Genomic DNA, 18035 nt, shown 5'->3' with positions numbered 1-18035 from the left:
GACGGGTACACGCGCCCGGCGCGCCTCCGTCGCAGGTTGCATTTCGGCAACTACCGTCACCCGGACGGGGAGAGTAAGAGAGCGGGGAGGCCGTCGATGCGGGCGCTGCGGGTCGTCGGGATCACCGAGGATGACGGAGAGATCTCCGTCGTGCTCGAGGATTCGGGGCGTCGTGAGCGTTTCACCGTTGCGGCCGACGAGCAGCTGCGCGCAGCCGCCCGGGGAGACCTGACCCGGCTCGGACAGATCTCGATCGAGTTGGAGAGCCAGTTGCGCCCACGCGAGATCCAGGCCCGCATCCGCGCCGGAGCGTCCGTGGACCAGGTCGCCTCCGCGGCAGGCGTGCCACAGGCGAAGATCGAACGTTTTGCCTACCCCGTGCTGCTGGAACGCTCCCGCACCGCCGAGGTCGCCCAACGCGCCCACCCGCTGCGCGCCGACGGTCCCGACACCCGGATGCTCGGCGACGTCGTCGCCCACACCTTCGGGCTGCGCGGCCAGGAGTACACCGAGGCCGAATGGGACTCGTGGAAGGGTGAGGACGGCCGCTGGATCGTCGCGCTCTCGTGGCGCGCCGGCCGTTCCGACAACCGCGCGCACTGGACCTTCCAGCCCGGCGCGCACGGCGGCACCGTCACCGCCGTCGACGAGCACGCCAGCGATCTGGTCGAGGGTCTGCCGGCCCGCCCGCTGCGCACCGTCGGCCCGGTCATCGACATCGCCCGCCCCGACGAGCCCGCTCCGGCACCGGCACCGCTCGAGGAGCTGCGCGCCACGGCCGACTCGGGCCGCACCCCGCACCTCGAGGCCCCGCGCGCCGAACCTCCGCGCGCAGCCGAACCGTCCCGCCCCACGGCGCCGACGGCGTTCGACACCTCGCGCAGCGCACCCGTCGAGCCGCCGCGCGAACGCCCGGAGCCCACCCGTCCCGAGGTCAGCAGGCCAGAGGTCAGCAGGCCCGAACCCGCGCGGACGGAGACCGACCGCCCCGCCGCCCGCACGGCAGCCCCGGAACAGCGCAGGCCCGCGCCACCGGCCCAGCGCCAGTCCGAGCCCGCACCGCAGGTGAAGGCCCCGCCGGTGACTGCCCAGCCGGTCAAGGCGCCGGTCAAGGCCGAGCCCGCCACCCCCGTCCCGGCCGAGCCCGCCACCCCCGTCCCGGCCGAGCCGCAGCCCGAGGTCGTCGCGGAGGCACCCGCAGCCGAACCCGCACCGGTGGAGCAGCCCGAACCCGCACCGGCCGCGAGCCGGCGCACCAAGAAGGGCAAGCCGGTCATGCCCTCCTGGGACGAGGTCCTGCTCGGCGTCCGCGGCCAGCGCTGACCTGCCGGCCCTACCCGAGCAGCGCCAGCAGGAGCACGAGCCACGCGGCACCGAGACCCGTAGCGGCGCCGAGCGAGAGCCAGCGCCACAGCGGCATCCGCCGCACCAGCCACAGCGACGGCGCCAGTCCGAGCCCGACGAGCAGGTTGGCCGGCACCCAGAGCAGCCCGAACGCCTCCGAGAAGGCCCGGCAGAGCACCACGTCACCGAGGGCGAACAGCACCGCGCAGAACCCGGACAGGGCGAGGCCGGTGGCCCAGGGTGTCGGGCCGGTCACCTCCGTGGCAGGCCGGCGAGCCGCGAGCTGCGGGAGCGGACGGGGGGCCCCGACCCTGATCGACTCCACGGCGCCGGTGATCGGATCGGCGAAGTCGACCGGCCTGCCCAGCACGTCGGCCACCCGGGACGCGAGCTGACGTCCCCTGCGGCGCAGCAGATCGACCTCTTCGGGCCGCCCGCCGCGGGCCACGGAGTCGCTGAACCGCTCCCACTCCTGCAGCGCGGACGAGAGCTCGGCGGGCAGCGTCGGATCACCCGGCTGTCGGTCCCCGAGCACCACGCGGCCCCCCACCGGCGTCGTCGTCATCGCGGGTTCAGCCTACGGGTGCCACGATCTCGTGGAAGGCCACAGCGGCGGCTGTTGCCACATTGAGAGAGTCGACGCCCGACGCCATCGGGATCCGGACCCGGACGTCCGCGGCCGCCAGCGCCTCCGCCGTCAGCCCGGGGCCCTCCGCGCCGAGCAGCAGCGCCACCCGCTCGCCGCGCAGGCCGGACTCCGTCAGCGGTACCGACCCGGCGGGGCTGAGCGCCGCCACGCGCATCCCGGCCGCACGCAGCACGCCCAGCGCGGCCGGCCATGGACCTGCCAGCTCCCCGAACGGCACCCGCAGCACGTGGCCCATCGACACCCGGACGCTGCGGCGGTAGAGGGGGTCGGAGCAGCGCGGACCGAGCAGCACCCCGTCGACACCGAGCGCCGCCGCGTTGCGGAACAGCGCACCCAGGTTCTCGTGGTCGTTCACGGCCTCCAGCACGGCGAGCACCCGGGCGGATCGGGCCAGCTCGGCGACATCCACCGGTCGGGCCCGGTCGGCGACGGCGAGCACGCCGCGGTTGAGGTGGAAACCCACGACGGCGGCCATCGTGTCGGCGTCGGCCGCGTAGGCGGGCACGTCGAGCGCCGCGATGTCGGGTGCCAGCTCGTCCAGCCGCCGCGGCACCCCGAGCAGCGAGCGCACCGGGAACGGGGAGTCCAGCAGCCTGCGCACCACCACCACCCCCTCGGCGATGACGAGCCCGCGTCCGCCCGGCCGGTCCGGCCTGCGATCGGCCGCGGTCAGGTCGCGGTAGTCGTCGACGCGGGGGTCGGCGGGGTCGCCGACGGGAGTGATGGTGGCCACGGGGATGCATCGTCCCAGGCCACGATCATGTCGCTGCGAGCCGTCATCCGGTCAGCCGTAGCGGCAGCCCCCAGGGTGTGTCACGGTGGACAGCCGCCCGGCCTGTGCCGAGGTCTGGAACCACGACGGCGGCGATCCGGCACGCTCCGGGGGCAATGGAGGCAGCACACGCATGGGCCAGGACGTCGACCGGACCACGTTCAGTCGGCGGGACCGCCAGCGGTACCGGGTGAAGGTGCAGGAATGCCTCGACACCCTGGCCGTGATGCTGCGCGATCACCCGTTCGCCCGCGACGAGCCCATGACCGGCATCGAGGTCGAGCTCAACCTCGTCGACGACGCGCTCGTGCCGTCGCTCACCGGCCCCGACGTGCTCGACGCCATCGGCACGTCGGAGTTCCAGTCCGAGCTCGGCCGCTGGAACCTCGAGCTGAACCTGCCGCCGCGACCGCTGCCCGGTGACCAGTGGCGCCACCTCGAGCACCAGCTGCTGGACGAGCTCGCGGTGGCACGGGCCAAGGCGCGCGACTGCGGCGCGCAGCTCGCCGTCATCGGGATCCTGCCCACCCTCGAGCGGCAGCACATGCACGCCGGGGCGATCTCGCCCGATGAGCGATACCGCATGCTCAACGAGCAGATGCTCACCGCCCGCGGCGAACCGATCCGGCTCGACATCACCGGCGACGACGCCAGCGGCCGCCATGCCGTGGCCCCCGATCACCTCACCGCCGCCTTCGACACGATCATCCCCGAAGCGGCCTGCACCTCGATGCAGCTGCACCTGCAGCTGCATCCGGATGCGTTCGGCCCGTACTGGAACGCGGCGCAGTGCCTTGCCGGGGTCCAGCTGGCCGTCGGGGCCAACTCTCCGTTCCTGCTGGGTTCGCGGCTGTGGTCCGAGACGCGCGTCCCGCTGTTCGAGCAGTCCTGCGACGTGCGCTCGGTGGAGCTGCGCAACCAGGGGGTGCGGCCCCGCGTGTGGTTCGGCGAGCGGTGGATCACCTCGATCCTCGACCTGTTCTCCGAGAACGGACGCTACTTCCCCGGGCTGATGCCGGTCACCGAGGACACCGACCCGATGGCCGAGCTCGAGGCCGGCGGGGTACCGGAGCTCACCGAGCTGCGCCTGCACAACGGCACGATCTGGCGCTGGAACCGGCCGGTCTACGACATCGCGGGCGGCGTCCCACACGTCCGGTTGGAGAACCGGGTGCTGCCCGCCGGCCCCACCGCGGTGGACATGGTGGCCAACGCGCTGTTCTTCTACGGGCTGCTGCGGGTGCTGGTGGAGGCCGACCGCCCGCTGTGGAGCTCGATGTCCTTCGAGGCGGTCGAGGAGAACTTCACCACCGCCGCCCGCCACGGCATGGACGGGCCGCTGTACTGGCCCGGCAGCGGCTGGATCCGCCCCGACGAGCTGGTGCTGCGCAAGCTGTTGCCGCAGGCCGCGGAGGGGCTCGCCCGCTGGGGGGTGGCCGCCGAGGTCACCGACCGCTACCTGTCGGTGATCGAGAACCGCTGCGTCACGCGCCGCACCGGTTCGGCGTGGCAGCTCGACACGGTCGCGGCGCTCGAGGCGCGCGGCGCCGACCGCACCCAGGCCCTGCACGAGATGCTGGAGCGCTACCTGGAGCACTCCACGGCCAACGAGCCCGTGCACACGTGGCAGGTGCCGTAGCGCTCCCGCTGGACCGCAGGTCGATCGCCAACGTTCACCATCGCAAACTCTCCTCCCGTTCGCCCACGGGCAGCCCCCTCCCGCTCCTACAGTCGGTGCCGTTCCGACGGTGAGCACAGCGCGTCGTCGCCGGTCAGCCAGTTGTCCTGCGCCTGCCGCGCCCGCCGCAGGCGCTGATCCCGCGCGCCCGCAGACGGGGGAACCATGCCCGCACGCCCCTCCATCCATCCCCCGCGGCGCCCGATCGCCCGGTTCGGTCTCCGGTGACCGCCGTGGCCCGCTTCCGGCTCTTCGGCCGGCCCACGGCCGTCGAGGACGATGCCGCCGATCCGCAGCCCGCCCCCGGGCCACCCCCGGGATGGGCCGCCGCGCCCCCGCCCGTCGGAGCCGGGGTGCCGTGGCCGGAGGCCTCGTACGGGCCGGCCACCCGAGCCGCCCGGCCGGTGCCCCAGCGCCCGCTCCCTCCGCCCGCCGCAATGCACCAGCCCGACCCCGACGGGCCCGGCCGCAACGGATCGGCGTTCAACGGCGGCCCCTACGACGGTGGTGCGGCCGGCTCCCGGTACGCGCCACCACCGGCGCACCGCGATCCCCGTGCCGACCCGCCCACCGATCCCTTCGGGTTCCCGCCGATCGCGGCCGCAGGCTACGGCGCGGGTGGCCGGCGCACGGTTCCGACGCCCGATGCGGCGGAGGCGTCCGCGCTGGCGGGCGCGTTCGCCGTCGACTACCTGTCGTGGAACCAGGACGACCCCGAACGGCGCGGCTGCGTGCTCGTCGACTACCTCTCCACGCCGGGCAGCGATCCGGCGCGGCTGGGCTGGTCCGGACGCGGCCGGCAACGTGCCGAGTTCGCCCTCCCCGGCGGTGTCCGCCCCGACGGCGACGGGCGCGTGCTCGTCGACGTGCGGGTCCGGGTCACGCCCTACCGTGCCGTCGGCGACCACGGCGGCGAGCCCGCCGCGGCCGAACCCGAACCCGACATCGCCGGCACCCCCGCCGTCGCACCCGCACCCACCGGACGCGGCTGGCGCAGCCTCGCGTCCTACTGGATCCGCCTGAGCGTCCCCGTGGCGCTGGAGGGCGGTCGCCTCGTCGTCGACGCATGGGAGGAGACACTCGGTGAGCTGCCGCCCGTACCCGTCTCGGCCGGTCCCGCACCCGACGATCACACCCTCGCCGACGACGACCCCCTCGTCGACCAGCACCCCGGCGGTGGCTGGTGAGGCCGCCGCTCGTCGCCGGGCTCGAGGCTGTCGCGGGCACCAGTACGGTGGCGGCCGCCCTCCACGGCCGTGACGGTGGGCGCTGCGAGCGCGGCGCCGATGTCGTCGTGTGCGGGGCGCGGCCGGAGTCGCTGCGGCTCGCCGGAGCACTCGAGTTCCCACCAACCGGCCTGCGGCCGGTGCTCGCCGTCGCGCTCGCACCGTCCGCGCCGCCCCCACCGCTGCCCCGGTTGCACGCGCTCGACGCCCGGTTCGGCGCGCTCGTGCTGATCCCCTTCGTCGAGACGTGGACGGGCCCCGAACCGTCGCTCGACGAGGCCGCGTCCGTACTCGGGCACCCGGTGGAGCACCTCCCCCGGTCGCTGCGCTCCTACGCCGCCGCGCTGCGGGCCATCACCGCGGCACTGCTGCGCTCGGGCCAGCTGCACCACCCGCGCCCGCCGGTCGCCCGGCCCCGCGCCATCACGCTCTGGCACGGCCTCGACGTCGAGCGGCCGGCACCGCAGCGGCCCAAGTTGGTGGCCGTGCCGGCCCCGGCCGGGTTGCCGCGGGCCGACGCGCCCCGGCAGGCGGTCGACCCGCGGGTCCGCAACGCCCCGGCACCACGTGCACCGGCACCAGATCCCTCGGCGCCGGATCCCTCGGCGCTGGACGACGACGACATCGACGGCTCGCTCGACACCCCGGCGGCCCGGCTACACGGGCCGGCCGCCGGCTGACCCGGCACCACCAGCGGCACCCCCGCTCCCCCGGCGGGAACAACTGATCCGACAGGAGCACCCCCGAATGACCATCGAGGAGATCGAGGAGCTGATCCGGAAGTACCTGTCGACCGGGATCGCGGTGGTCGTCATCCTCGTCGCGCCCGGCACCGGCACCGGCGATGCCGGGTCTCCGCAGGTCATCACCCTCGATCCGGGCGCACCCGCGAACGGCACCCCGGCATCGGGCACCGGCACCGGCACCGGCAACTCGAGCACCGGCAACTCGAGCACCGGCAACTCCGGCACCGGCACCAGCACCGACAACAACTCGGGCAACTCCAACACGGGCGGCAACTCGGGCACGGGCACCGGCACTGGCACTGGCACTGGCACTGGCACTGGCGGCACCGGATCCGGTGCCAGCGGCACGGGAACCGGCAGCAACGCCGCTCCAGGCGCATCCGGAAACCAGAGCGGGGACACCGGGAACCAGCGGATCCCCTCCACCGGAACCGGCAACAACGGCAACGCCCCCTCCGCCACCACCGGGTCCGGTGGCGCCGGCGGCAGCGGCGGAACGGGCAGCACCGGCACCGGTCACTCCGGCACGAACTCCGGCAGCAACAAGCCCGGCAGCAACAACTCCGGCAACAGCTCGGGTGCCAACAACTCGGGTGCCAACAGCGCGAGCGGCACCGGCAGCAGCAACCCGGGAAACAACTCCGGCACCGCCGAGCCCGGCGGCAACAGCACGAGCAGCAACACCGGTAGCGGCAACAGTTCCGGCGGGGGAAGCTCCGGCGGGGGAAGCAGCCGCGGCAACAACCCGGGTGGTACCGGAAGCAACGGCGCCAGGGGCAGCAACACCGGGGGTGGCGCCGCCAACGGCAGCAACGGCAACAACGGCAACAACAACGACGATGGCAACAACGACGCCGGCACCGGCAACAACGGCACCGGCGGCGAGACCCGCAGCGGTGCCGACAACAACCGCTCCGGCGGCAGCAGCGCCGGCAACACCGGCGCCGGCAACACCGGCGGCGGCAACAACACCGGCGGTGGAGCCACCAGTACGGGTGACGGCACCACGGCCGCCCAGAAGTTCGGCTGGGGCACTCCCGACCGCGAGGACGACTTCAGCTCCGGCGCGGGTCAGTGGAGCATCTACGACGGCGCGGGCCACAACGGCCAGGGCACGCGGTCCCCGTCGGCCGTCTCGCTCGACAACGGGATCATGACGATCACGGGCGACTCGTCGGGCACCACCGCCGGCATGGCCTGGAACCCCGGTCAGAAGTACGGCCGGTGGGAGGGGCGGGTGCGCGCCCCGAAGTCCGATCCGTCCTACCACGCGCTGATGCTGCTGTGGCCCGACGCGGAGGACTGGCCGTCGGGCGGCGAGGTCGACTTCATGGAGATGATGGGCGCCGATCGCCAGAGCACCAACATGTTCCTGCACTACGGAGCCGACAACTCGCAGGACAGCGGCGAGGTGCAGGTCGACGCCACCCAGTGGCACAACTGGGCGCTCGAGTGGACACCTGAGTCCATCACGACCTACCTCGACGGCGAGGAGTGGTACCGCACCACCGACACCAAGATGTTCCCCCCAGGCCCGATGCACCTCTGCATCCAGTTCGACTGGTTCCCCGAGGGCGGCACCCCGCAGGAGTCCACGATGGAGGTGGACTGGGTGCGGCAGTACGCGGTCGACGGTTCCGGCGCCGGCAGCAGCGGATCCGGCAACCAGAGCACCGGCAACCAGGGAAACCAGGGCGGGAACACGACCGGCAACCAGGGCAGCGGTCAGGGCCGCAACCAGGGCACCGCCCAGAGCTCCGACGACCAGGGCGACACCGACACCACCCCGGTACGCAACGTGATCAGGAGGCTCTTCTCCTGGGGATGACCACCACGGATGGAGCAGCATCTGCTCTCAGCGTGAACACAGTCGCGGTTGCCTACCGTACCGATCGTGTCCGAAACCCAGCAGCTCTCCACCCCGACGCCGCCCCCTCCACCGGTTCCCGAGGGACGCCGGCGGGCCGTGCTGGTGGTGCTGAGCCTGGCCAGTGTCGTGGCACTGCTCGCCATCGGGATCTCGGTCGTGCGCGGCGGCACCCCGCCAGAGAACACCGCCGCCGCACCGAAGCCGGCCGCCACCGGTCCGGGCAATCCCCAGCACCCGCAGGGTCGCGCCACGCTCGATCCGAGCACGCGCAACGACACCGAGGCCGCTGTGCGGTTCAACTGGCCGATGATCGCCAACGACGAGTTCGACGGCACCGCGCTCAGCACCGCCCACTGGCAGCCCTACAGCGGCAAGACCACCGGTGGCACCGGTCAGCACGACCCGAAGAACCTCTCGGTGGCGGACGGCATCTTCTCGATCACCAGCCACGGCACCCGGTCCGGCGGCATGTCGTGGGCCCCCGGCCAGATGTACGGGCGCTGGGAGGTGCGCGCCAAGACGCAGGTGGGCACCGGTTACGGCGCTGTGATGCTGCTCTGGCCCGACGCCGAGGACTGGCCGCAGGGCGGCGAGGTCGACTTCATGGAGATCCCGAAGCCGGAGCGCAAGGAGTCCAACTTCGTCCTGCACTTCGGCGACAACAACGATCAGAACGGTGCCTCGGTCCCTGGCGACTTCACCCAGTGGCACAACTACGCCGTCGAGTGGACACCGGACCACATCGCCGGTTTCATCGACGGCCAGGAGATCTTCCGCACCACCGACAAGGCGCAGCTGCCGCCACGGCCGATGCACCTCGCGATCCAGCAGGACGTCGGTCCCTACGGCGACGACTGGATCCCGGCGCTGGACGCCACCACACCGCCACAGGTGCAGCTACAGATCGACTGGGTGCGCATCTACGGGGTCTGATCACCCGGATCCACCCGAATCAACCGGGGTTGCGGGCCGAAACGCGGATCGGGGCCCTGGCTTGATGGCCAGGGCCCCGATACCGTTTCCCGAACTGACGCGCCGCTCCCACCACGAAGCGACTTGTATAGGTTAGCCTAACCTCGCCTCGCGGCGCAACCCCCTGGTGCGACGAGCGAGCACCGCCGTCACCACGAGCACCGCGACCACCGTCACGGCGCCGCCCAGCACGAGCGGAGCGCGGCCGCCGAACCGCTCCGCGAGCAACCCCAGCAGCGGCGCCCCGACGGGCGTGCTGCCGAGGAACAGCAGGATGTAGAGCCCCATGACACGCCCGCGCAGCGTCGGGTCCACCGACAGCTGCACCGCACTGTTGGCCGCCGTGGTGAACGTCAGCGTGGCGAGCCCGACCGGCACGATCATCACCCCGGTGAGCGCGAAGGTCGGCATCAGCCCCAGCGCCGTCACCAGCACCCCGAACGCCAGTGCCGAGCCGATCACGAGCCGCAGTCGCGGCTGAGCGGTCCGACGGGCAGCCAGCACCGCCCCGAGCACGGAACCGGCGGCGAGCAGCGTGGTGAGCAGGCCGTAGGACTCGGCCCCGAGCCCGAAGACGCTGCGGACCAGCACCGGCACCGTCAGGTAGAAGTTGATCCCGAACGCCGAGACGAGGAACACGAGCAGCAGCACGGCCATCAGGTCCGGGCGACCGCGCACGTAGCGCAGCCCCTCCCGCAGCTGCCCGGGAGCGCGTGGCACCGGCTCGGTCCGCTGCAGCCCCGCGGTGTTCATCAGCGCGAGGGCGGTGACGACCCCGGCGTAGCTCACGGCGTTGATCAGGAAGACCCAGCCGGTGCCGACAGCCGCGATCATGACCCCGGCCACCGACGGGCCGACGATCCGGGCCAGGTTGAACGTCAGCGAGTTGAGCGCAACGGCGTTGCCGACCTGCTCGGTCCCCACGAGCTCCGACACGAACGACTGGCGCACGGGCACGTCGAGCGCGGAGAAGCAGCCGACCAGCGCGCACAGGACGTAGACGTGCCAGAGCGCGACGGTGCCCGTCACGACGGCGAGCCCCAGCGCGAGCGCGCACATGCCCATCGCCACCTGCAGCACGAGCAGCGCCCGGCGCTTGTCGAGGCGATCGGCCAGCACCCCGCCCCACAGCGACAGCACGAGTGTCGGCGAGAACTGCAGCGCCGCGGCGACCCCGAGCGCGGCCGCGCTGCCCCCGGAGAGGTCGAGCACGAGCCAGTCCTGAGCCACCCGCTGCATCCAGGTGCCGATCAGGGAAACGATCTGGCCACCGGCGTAGAGCCGGTAGTTGGGGACGCGCAGCGAGGCGAACATCCCGCCGTCGGACTTGGACTCCAGGACGGCGCTCACTTGAAGTTAGCTTACAGCAAGTAACTCGGGGGCTCGCCCGGTTTAGGCTGGTCCCGTGGTCAACCCTCCTGCGCTCCCGGCGCGCCTCAGCCGCGCCAGCGCGGTGGCCGCCGTCGGCACCGCGCTGTGGCTGCTCGGGGTACTGGGCCTGCTCGCGGCCTGGCTGTTCGCCGGCAGGCCCCTCGACATCTGGTTCACCACCTGCGTCGCCGGCACGATCCTCGGCGGCTTCGGCTACGGCGTCTTCTCCTGGCAGCGGGCGGCGGTGCGGCGCGGGTCACGAACGGCGCAGACCGGCGTGGAGTGACGCGGCGCAGCGCATAGGGTCGAGGCATGACCGATCGCCCCACCGCCGTCGTCACCGGAGCCAGCTCCGGCATCGGCGCCGCCACCGCCCGCGCGCTGGCCAAGGCCGGCTTCCACGTCGTGCTCGGAGCCCGCAGGGTCGAGCGCTGCGCCGAGATCGCCCGCGAGATCGACGGCACCGCCCTGCCACTGGACGTCACCGACGCCGATTCCGTCACGGCGTTCGCGGCGGCGGCGGGACCGGCCAGGCTGCTGGTCAACAACGCCGGCGGCGCCAAGGGCCTCGAGCCGGTGGCGCAGGCCGACGAGGACGCGTGGCGCTGGATGTTCGAGACCAACGTGATGGGCACGCTGCGCGTCACGAAGGCGCTGCTGCCGGCACTGCTGGCCTCCGGCGACGGGCACATCATCACGATCACGTCGATCGCGGCCGTGGAGTTCTACGACAACGGCGCCGGCTACACCGGGGCCAAGCACGCGCAGGCGATGCTGCACCGGACGCTGCGCGGCGAGCTGCTGGGCCAGCCCATCCGGCTCACCGAGATCCTGCCGGGCATGGTCGAGACGGAGTTCTCGCTCGTGCGCTTCGAGGGCGACGCCGGGCGGGCCGACGGCGTCTACCAGGGCATCACGCCGCTCACCGCCGACGACGTGGCCGAGACGATCGCGTTCGCCGCCACGCGTCCGAGCCACGTCAACATCGACCAGATCGTGCTCAAGCCGCGGGCACAGGCGAGTGCCACCCGGGCCCATCGGGAGTAGCTCTCAGGACGCGCCGTCCGCGGCCAGCGTCGCGACGATCTGTGTGCACAGCGCCTGCAGCGTCGCGGCCTGGTCCGGCGTGATCCCGACCTTGCAGACCATCTCGTCGGGCACGGTACGGGCCCGCTCCTGCAGCTCACGACCCGCGGCAGTGACGGTGATCACGAGGCGGCGTTCGTCGATCGTCGAGCGCATGCGCTGCAGGAGGTCCTTCTGCTCGAGTCGTTTGACGATCGGTGTGAGCGTGGCCGGGTCGAGCCGGGCGCGTTCGGCCAACGTCCGAAGATCGATCTCGTCGTGCTCCCACAGGAGCATCATCACGACGTACTGCGGGTACGTCAGGCCCAGCGGATCGAGCAGCGGGCGGTACGCCCGCGTGATGGCGTTGACCGTGCCGTAGAGGGCGAAGCAGGGTTGCTCCGCCATCCGGGCCGCCGACTCATCGATCACCGGCGCCAGTATCCATTGGCGGCGGCGACCGTGGCGAACTCGGTGGCGATCACCTGCGCGACCGCGATCAGGTCCGTAGCGCTGCCTGCGTAGTCCGGCCGGAGCGCCTTGCGCACGTCGGCGTCGGGCTGCGTGGCCTTGATCGACGATCGGGCCAGCTTGATCGCGAGCTCGCGACCTTCCTCGGCGGTCTCGGTGATGAGCATGCCGGCAGCGATGGTGGTGGTCATGGCGCCTCCAACTAGTTAGTTCAGAAATGATTAGTGCAGAGTCGAAAACTAGCACGGCCCGGACCGGATCGACAGGGTCGACACCACAGGGTCGACTCCACAGCGCGCCCTAGGATCTCCAGACCATGGCTCGCCCCACCCCTTCCCGCCCGGCATCCGATCCGGACCCCGAGCCGGGTGGGCTGCGTGCGGCAACGCTGGCCGCAGCGGCCAGGCTGCTCGCCACGGAGGGCCCTGGCGGGCTCGTGGTCCGGCGGATCGCCTCCGATGCCGGCTGCTCCACGATGGCCGTCTACCACTACTTCGACGGCAAGAAGGGCCTGCTCGACGCGCTCTACGTCGAGGGGTTCCAGCGACTGCACGGCGCCCAGAACATCGCCGTCACCGACGACCCGGAGGCCGACGTCCGCGCGATGTGCCTCGCCTACCGCACGGTCGCGCTCGCCCATCCCGAGTACTACCAGGTCATGTTCGGCCGGCCGGTTCCCGACTTCGTGCCGTCGGAGTCGAGCCGGGAGCATGCGCGAACGAACTACGCGCAGTTCGTCGACGCCGTCCGCCGCTGGGGCGCGCGGACGCCGCTGACCGCGACCACCGAGGACGCCGCGCACGTGCTGTGGGCCGCCGGTCACGGGCTCGTCCTGCTCGAGCTGACCGGTAACGCACCCGAGGGCGACGCCGAGACGCGCTACACCGTCGCCATCAACGCCCTGCTGGGCGGGCTGCGCCGCCCCGACACCCCCAGCTGACACTCGGGGAAACCGGCCGGACAGCCTTGCGCACCGACCCCACAGACTCTATAACGTTTGTTATGGACCCCTCCCCTGCTCGCATCGCCGCACGTCCCGGCCCCGACGCGCTGGCCGGTCGCGTCGCCGTCGTCACCGGCAGCAGCCGTGGCATCGGCCGCGCCCTCGTTCTCGCGCTCGCCGCCGCGGGCGCCGACGTCGTGGTGACCGCGAAGAGCGAGACCGACAGCCCGGCACTGCCCGGCACGATCCACAGCGTCGCGGCCGAGGCGACGGCACTCGGCGCCCGGGCACTCGCCGTCCGCACCGACGTCCGCCACGCCGAGGAGGTGGAGGCGCTGATCGGGCGGACCGTCGAGGAGTTCGGCCGGGTCGACATCGTCGTGGCCAACGCGGGGGCGCTGTGGTGGGAGAACGTCGTCGACACCCCACCGCGCCGGTACGACCTGATGTGGCAGGTCAACGTGCGGGCGGCCTACCTCGGGGCCTACTACGCGTTGCCCCACATGGTCCGCCAGGGGTGGGGCCACGTGCTGACCAACAGCCCGGCGATCTCGACGGGCCCGACACCGGGCAAGTCCGCCTACATGACGACGAAGATGGGGATGACGCGGATCGCGCTCGGGATCGCGGCCGAGCACGTCGATGACAACGTCGCCGCCAACGCGTTGTGGCCCGTCACCCCGATCGAGACGGCCGCGACGCTCAACTGGGGAAGCGACAAGATGGGCAGTCGCGCGCAGTGGCGCTCACCCGACATCTACGTCGACGCCGCGATGCAGATCCTGGCCAGCGAACCGTCCTCCTTCACCGGCCGGGCGGTCACCGACGAGGACGTGCTGCGCGAGCGCGGCTGGACCGACGCCGACCTCGACTCCTACTGGGTCACGGGTGAGCGGCCCACCGAGCCGATGTGGATCGACGGCCGCTGGGACGGCGCGCCCTCCCGTGTGGCCATCGGCGGGAAGGGAGCGTGACACCGAGCGGGATGACCCCGGGCCGGTCGCTCTGGACCCGGGTCGGCGCCGAGCGGGTCGGTGAGCACGCCGTGTGAACGTTCCTGCGGCGGGCCGTCGCGCTGGCACCCGACACGGTCGCGCTGGGCGAGGGGGTGCCGGACCGGGCCGAGCGGCGGCGCTGGACCTATGCGGAACTGCCCGCCGAGGCGGAATCGGGCGCCCGTGCGCTGCTGAGCCGCTGGCGCCCCGGCGAGCGGGTCGCGGTGTGGGCCAACAACATCCCCGAATGGATCCTGCTGCAGACCGGCGCAGCGCTCGCGGGGCTCACGCTGGTCACGGTCGACCCGGCATTGCGGCGCGACGAGCTCGCCCACGTGCTGGGGCAGTCCCGGGCGGCCGGGCTCTTCCTGCGGCGGGAGTACCGCGGCAGCCCGATGGCCGACACCGTGGCCGGTCTGCGTGCCGATCTACCGGGGCTGCGCGAGGCCGTGCTGTTCGACGACCGGGCGGATTTCGCCCGGTCCGGCGACCCCACGACCACCCTGCCCGAGGTCACTCCCGACGACCCGGTCCAGATCCGGTACACGTCGGGCACGACCGGGGTTCCGAAGGGCGCGGTGCTGCGCCACCGCGGCCAGGTCAACAACGCGCGGCTGTCCTACGACACCCTGCTCGGGCTGCGGCCCGGGGACGCCGTGCTCAACGTCATGCCGCTGTTCCATACCGCCGGATCGGTACTGGCGACGCTGGCTCCGATGGCGACCCTGTCCACCCACGTCCTGCAGCCGTGGTTCGACCCGGCGCTCTACCTGCGCCTCGTCGAGGAGGAGCGCAGCGTGATGGTCGGCGGCGTGCCGACGATGCTGCTCGCGGTGCTCGATCACCCCGATCTCGCGGGCACCGACACTCATCGGTCCGGCTCGCGCTCTCCGGCGGTGCGACCGTCCCGCCCGGGCTCGTGCGACGCGTCGAGGAGACGCTCGGGGTGCCGATGGCGATCATCTACGCCCAGACGGAGGCATCGCCGGGGATCACGATGACCGACCCCGTCACCGACGCCACCGACGATCGGACATCGACACTGGGGCGACCACTGGCCGGCATCGACGTCGCGGTCCTCGACCCGATCGACCGTCGCACCCCGGTGCCCCCCGGCACCGTCGGCGAGATGTGCACCCGTGGCTACCACGTCATGGCCGGCTACTTCGACGCGCCGGAGCAGACCGCCGCGACGATCGACGGCGACGGCTGGCTGCACACCGGCGACCTCGCGAGCATGGGCGAGCGCGGCTACTGCCGCATCGAGGGCAGGCTCAAGGAGATGATCATCCGCGGCGGGGAGAACGCCTTCCCGCGCGAGATCGAGGACGTCCTGCTCGGTCGCCCCGATGTCGCCGACGTCGCCGTGGTGGGGATACCCGACCCGCACTGGGCGAGCAGGTCGGCGCGGCGATCCGGCCGCGCGAGGCCACCGTGCCCGACGAGGCGGCACTGGTCGAGTGGGCCCGCAAGCGGCTCGCGCGCCACAAGGTGCCGCGCATCTGGCGCTTCGTCGACGCGTTCCCGACCGCGAGCTCCGGCAAGATCCGCAAGTACACCCTGCGCGAGGAGGCGAGCCTCGGCCGAGGAGCTACTTCAGCGCGGACAGGCCCTTCCACTGGTCGTAGGACATCGTCCAGTCCCAGATGTCGCCGTCCTTGGCCGAGAGCTGCACCGGGGTGCCGGTGACCTCGACCGGGTCGCCGTACATCGCGGTGTCGTAGTAGGCCTTGGCGTCGTCGAGCGACAGGTTGACGCAGCCGTGGGTGACGTTCGCGCTGCCCTGTGACGCGGCCGAGGCCGGGTTGGCGTGCACGAACTCCCCGTTGTTGCTGATCCGCACGGCCCACTTCTCGACCACGTCGTAGTCGTACTGCTGGCTGACCATCCGCTGGTCGGTGAACTTCTCGCTCACCACGTGGATGCCCGAGCGCGTGTTGCGGTTCGGGTCGGCGCCCAGCCCGTAGCTCGCCGCGTAGTTGGCCACCTGCTGGCCGTCGCGGATCACGATCATCCGGAAGCTGTTGACGTCCGCCTTCACGATCTGCGAGCGACCGATCTGGAAGGTGCTGGTGATGTCGGCCGCACCGACCGCACCGCCGCCGTAGTCGACGCCACCGAGCTTGGCGGACACGGTGACGGTGGTGTTGGCCGGCCAGTAGGCGCTGGTGCGGTAGTCGACGCGCGAGCCGCCGCCCTCGTCGGGCAGCCAGCCCCACGAGCCCTCGACGGGCGCGGAGGTGGTGACGCTCAACGCCCGCTCCACCGCGGCACGGTCCTCGACGTGGCCGTTGAACTGGATGCGGAACGGGGCCGCCACGCCGACGACGCGACCGTCGCCGATGTTCAGCGTGCCGCGGATCACCTTCGACGGCGCGACCATGCTGAACGAGCCCGTCAGCGGGACCTGCTTGCCGTCCCTGCCGACCGCCGCGCCACCCCAGGTGTAGGTGCCACCCGCCGCCAGCGGACCGGAACTCGTCCAGCTCGTCTTGTCGGCGTTGAGGGCCCCCTTGACGACCTTTCCGTCCTTGCCCGTGAGCGTGACCTGATCGAAGGTTCCGTCACGCACGGTAGCGGTTGCGGCGGTCTTCGGGTCGACGCCCGTGGCTCCCGCCGCGGGCGTGTACGTCACGGCAGCAGCCGGCTCGAGTATCGGCGCCGGAGCGGCCGACAGAGGTGTGGCCAGCTGACCGTTTGCCGCCGTGGCCGCTGTCACCACGCCCAATGAACCGACCAGTATCACCGCCAGCACCAGCAGGATCCGTCGCACAGTCGTCGTCTCCTCACAGAACGTCCCGAACCAGGGACGTCCAGCCCCTTCATCGGTTGCCTCGGCCCCCGACCGCGACACCCGACCCACCGTACGCGCCGGTTACAGCGCGCATTCGACCAGCACTGGTTCAGGGACGAGAACCACCCCGAACGTGCTGCAAACGGACGAACGTATGTCGGCTGCGAGGGCAAGCAGCTCCACCGTACGGCCGCCACCGCGGTTCGTGAGGGCCAACACATGCCGTGACGACAGCCCGACCCGGCCGCCGGGGCCCGGCCGGCCCCGGGTGAAGCCGGAGTGCTCGATGAGCCAGGCGGCGGGCAGCTTGACCATCCCGGCCCCCGCGGGCCAGCGTGGCGCGTCCGGCGGCGCCTCGGACTCGGCCACGACCGGGTTGGTGAAGAACGACCCCACGCTCCAGGTGTCGTGGTCGTCCTCGTCGAGCACCATGCCCTTGTCGCGGCGCAGCTGCAGCACGGCCGCCCGGGCCGTGGCGGTGTGTACGCGCTCCCCCGCCGCGACGCCGAGCGTCCTGGCCAGCTCGGCATAGCGGATCGGCGCGCTGCGGTCATCTCCCGGCAGCACGAACCGGACCCGCAGCACCACGGCGTCCGAGCGACCCTTCAGCGCGCTGGTGCGGTACGCGAGCCCCAGCTCGGCCACCGGGACGTGCTCGCGGACCGTGCCGGTCCGCCGCTCGTAGAGGTCGACGTCGACGATCAGCTCCGCCACCTCGACGCCGTACGCGCCGACGTTCTGCACGGGGGTGGCCCCGGTGCGGCCCGGGATCCCGGACAGGCACTCCAGCCCGCCGATCCCGTCGGCGACGCAGCCCGCGACCACGTCGTCCCAGCCGGCTCCTGCTTCGACGGTGAGCAGCAGGCTGCCGTCCGGGCGGCGGTCGACCCGGCGACCGGTGCTCGCCACCCGCACGACCGTGCCGGGCCAGCCGTCGTCGGACACCACCACGTTGGAGCCACCGCCGAGCAGCAGCAGCCGTTCGCCGGCGGCGTCGGCGCTGCGGACGGCCTCGACGACCTCGGCGGCGGTGTCGGCCTCGACGAACCGGCGGGCGGGGCCCCCGAGCCGCAGCGTGGTGAGCGCGGCGAGCGAGGTGGCCACATCGGGAGCAGTCACGGGCGTCAACGGTAGCCTCC

General features: G+C 72.5%; 18 protein-coding genes and 1 pseudogene. 12 read left to right on the top strand and 7 right to left on the bottom strand.

Annotation, left to right across the window (positions count from 1 at the left end):
• Nucleotides 1–96: 96 nt before the first annotated feature.
• A complete protein-coding gene (sepH, locus tag ACFPFQ_RS43725) occupies nucleotides 97–1323 on the top strand; it encodes a septation protein SepH (RefSeq protein WP_379629177.1) in 1227 nt (408 codons plus the stop codon).
• Between the two features lie 10 nt (nucleotides 1324–1333).
• On the opposite strand, the gene ACFPFQ_RS43720 is transcribed toward sepH, so the two are convergent.
• Both ACFPFQ_RS43720 and ACFPFQ_RS43715 read right to left on the bottom strand, forming a co-directional pair.
• Nucleotides 1334–1909 carry a DUF2537 domain-containing protein gene (locus ACFPFQ_RS43720; protein WP_379629176.1) on the bottom strand — a complete coding sequence of 192 codons (576 nt, stop codon included), beginning with the start codon at nucleotides 1907–1909 and terminating at the stop codon, nucleotides 1334–1336.
• 7 nt (nucleotides 1910–1916) lie between these two features.
• Nucleotides 1917–2726, bottom strand: a complete 810-nt coding sequence (locus tag ACFPFQ_RS43715) for a TrmH family RNA methyltransferase (protein WP_379629175.1) — start codon at nucleotides 2724–2726, stop codon at nucleotides 1917–1919.
• A gap of 172 nt (nucleotides 2727–2898) precedes the next feature.
• Between ACFPFQ_RS43715 and ACFPFQ_RS43710 the strand changes: the two genes are divergently transcribed.
• From ACFPFQ_RS43710 to ACFPFQ_RS43690, 5 genes are all read left to right on the top strand, one after another.
• Complete coding sequence (locus tag ACFPFQ_RS43710; protein WP_379629293.1) at nucleotides 2899–4404, top strand: glutamate--cysteine ligase; 1506 nt, start codon at nucleotides 2899–2901, stop codon at nucleotides 4402–4404.
• Between the two features lie 263 nt (nucleotides 4405–4667).
• Complete coding sequence (locus ACFPFQ_RS43705) at nucleotides 4668–5630, top strand: hypothetical protein (protein ID WP_379629174.1); 963 nt, start codon at nucleotides 4668–4670, stop codon at nucleotides 5628–5630.
• Entirely contained in the window at nucleotides 5627–6349 is a 723-nt protein-coding gene (locus ACFPFQ_RS43700) for a hypothetical protein (protein ID WP_379629173.1), read from the top strand. The genes ACFPFQ_RS43705 and ACFPFQ_RS43700 overlap by 4 nt, the downstream gene beginning before the upstream one ends.
• A 67-nt stretch (nucleotides 6350–6416) precedes the next feature.
• Complete coding sequence (locus ACFPFQ_RS43695) at nucleotides 6417–8243, top strand: glycoside hydrolase family 16 protein (RefSeq protein ID WP_379629172.1); 1827 nt, start codon at nucleotides 6417–6419, stop codon at nucleotides 8241–8243.
• Nucleotides 8244–8309: 66 nt separating this feature from the next.
• Entirely contained in the window at nucleotides 8310–9218 is a 909-nt protein-coding gene (locus ACFPFQ_RS43690; RefSeq protein ID WP_379629171.1) for a glycoside hydrolase family 16 protein, read from the top strand.
• A gap of 132 nt (nucleotides 9219–9350) precedes the next feature.
• Here the strand turns inward: ACFPFQ_RS43690 and ACFPFQ_RS43685 are convergent, their stop codons facing one another.
• Nucleotides 9351–10607, bottom strand: coding sequence for an MFS transporter (locus ACFPFQ_RS43685; RefSeq protein ID WP_379629170.1), 1257 nt, complete (start codon nucleotides 10605–10607; stop codon nucleotides 9351–9353).
• A 55-nt stretch (nucleotides 10608–10662) separates the two neighbouring features.
• Between ACFPFQ_RS43685 and ACFPFQ_RS43680 the strand changes: the two genes are divergently transcribed.
• Together ACFPFQ_RS43680 and ACFPFQ_RS43675 are read left to right on the top strand one after the other, a co-directional pair.
• Nucleotides 10663–10914, top strand: coding sequence for a DUF2530 domain-containing protein (locus tag ACFPFQ_RS43680; protein WP_379629169.1), 252 nt, complete (start codon nucleotides 10663–10665; stop codon nucleotides 10912–10914).
• A gap of 26 nt (nucleotides 10915–10940) precedes the next feature.
• Nucleotides 10941–11675 (top strand): SDR family NAD(P)-dependent oxidoreductase, encoded by a 735-nt coding sequence (locus tag ACFPFQ_RS43675; protein ID WP_379629168.1) that lies wholly within the window; start codon nucleotides 10941–10943, stop codon nucleotides 11673–11675.
• Between the two features lie 3 nt (nucleotides 11676–11678).
• Here the strand turns inward: ACFPFQ_RS43675 and ACFPFQ_RS43670 are convergent, their stop codons facing one another.
• On the bottom strand, nucleotides 11679–12125 hold the full coding sequence (locus ACFPFQ_RS43670) for a MarR family winged helix-turn-helix transcriptional regulator (RefSeq protein ID WP_379629167.1): 447 nt from the start codon (nucleotides 12123–12125) through the stop codon (nucleotides 11679–11681).
• Nucleotides 12122–12355 carry a hexameric tyrosine-coordinated heme protein gene (locus ACFPFQ_RS43665; protein ID WP_379629166.1) on the bottom strand — a complete coding sequence of 78 codons (234 nt, stop codon included), beginning with the start codon at nucleotides 12353–12355 and terminating at the stop codon, nucleotides 12122–12124. The genes ACFPFQ_RS43670 and ACFPFQ_RS43665 overlap by 4 nt, the downstream gene beginning before the upstream one ends.
• 125 nt (nucleotides 12356–12480) lie before the next feature.
• On the opposite strand from ACFPFQ_RS43665, the gene ACFPFQ_RS43660 reads away from it, so the two are divergent.
• From ACFPFQ_RS43660 to ACFPFQ_RS43645, 4 genes and pseudogenes are all read left to right on the top strand, one after another.
• Nucleotides 12481–13104 carry a TetR/AcrR family transcriptional regulator gene (locus tag ACFPFQ_RS43660; RefSeq protein WP_379629165.1) on the top strand — a complete coding sequence of 208 codons (624 nt, stop codon included), beginning with the start codon at nucleotides 12481–12483 and terminating at the stop codon, nucleotides 13102–13104.
• Nucleotides 13105–13166: 62 nt separating this feature from the next.
• Nucleotides 13167–14081 (top strand): SDR family oxidoreductase, encoded by a 915-nt coding sequence (locus ACFPFQ_RS43655; protein ID WP_379629164.1) that lies wholly within the window; start codon nucleotides 13167–13169, stop codon nucleotides 14079–14081.
• 134 nt (nucleotides 14082–14215) lie between these two features.
• Nucleotides 14216–15210 (top strand): annotated as a pseudogene (locus ACFPFQ_RS43650) (AMP-binding protein); the annotation flags it as partial.
• A 23-nt stretch (nucleotides 15211–15233) separates the two neighbouring features.
• A complete protein-coding gene (locus ACFPFQ_RS43645) occupies nucleotides 15234–15791 on the top strand; it encodes an AMP-binding enzyme (RefSeq protein WP_379629292.1) in 558 nt (185 codons plus the stop codon).
• On the opposite strand, the gene ACFPFQ_RS43640 is transcribed toward ACFPFQ_RS43645, so the two are convergent.
• Both ACFPFQ_RS43640 and ACFPFQ_RS43635 read right to left on the bottom strand, forming a co-directional pair.
• The gene (locus tag ACFPFQ_RS43640) at nucleotides 15694–16875 is read right to left on the bottom strand and encodes a L,D-transpeptidase (protein ID WP_379629163.1); all 1182 of its coding nucleotides are present in this window, start codon (nucleotides 16873–16875) and stop codon (nucleotides 15694–15696) included. The genes ACFPFQ_RS43645 and ACFPFQ_RS43640 overlap by 98 nt on opposite strands.
• 102 nt (nucleotides 16876–16977) lie before the next feature.
• Nucleotides 16978–18015, bottom strand: coding sequence for a UDP-N-acetylmuramate dehydrogenase (locus ACFPFQ_RS43635; protein WP_379629162.1), 1038 nt, complete (start codon nucleotides 18013–18015; stop codon nucleotides 16978–16980).
• Nucleotides 18016–18035: the final 20 nt, after the last annotated feature.

The organism is Pseudonocardia sp. GCM10023141, assembly GCF_042653605.1.
This window is presented reverse-complemented; position numbering and strand designations above follow the sequence as displayed.

Coding starts and splice junctions, on each gene's coding strand:
- ACFPFQ_RS43710 (WP_379629293.1), top strand. CDS start 2,899: ATGGGCCAGGACGTCGACCGGACCACGTTCAGTCGGCGGGACCGCCAG.
- ACFPFQ_RS43655 (WP_379629164.1), top strand. CDS start 13,167: ATGGACCCCTCCCCTGCTCGCATCGCCGCACGTCCCGGCCCCGACGCG.
- ACFPFQ_RS43675 (WP_379629168.1), top strand. CDS start 10,941: ATGACCGATCGCCCCACCGCCGTCGTCACCGGAGCCAGCTCCGGCATC.
- sepH (WP_379629177.1), top strand. CDS start 97: ATGCGGGCGCTGCGGGTCGTCGGGATCACCGAGGATGACGGAGAGATC.
- ACFPFQ_RS43695 (WP_379629172.1), top strand. CDS start 6,417: ATGACCATCGAGGAGATCGAGGAGCTGATCCGGAAGTACCTGTCGACC.
- ACFPFQ_RS43720 (WP_379629176.1), bottom strand. CDS start 1,909: ATGACGACGACGCCGGTGGGGGGCCGCGTGGTGCTCGGGGACCGACAG.
- ACFPFQ_RS43665 (WP_379629166.1), bottom strand. CDS start 12,355: ATGACCACCACCATCGCTGCCGGCATGCTCATCACCGAGACCGCCGAG.
- ACFPFQ_RS43660 (WP_379629165.1), top strand. CDS start 12,481: ATGGCTCGCCCCACCCCTTCCCGCCCGGCATCCGATCCGGACCCCGAG.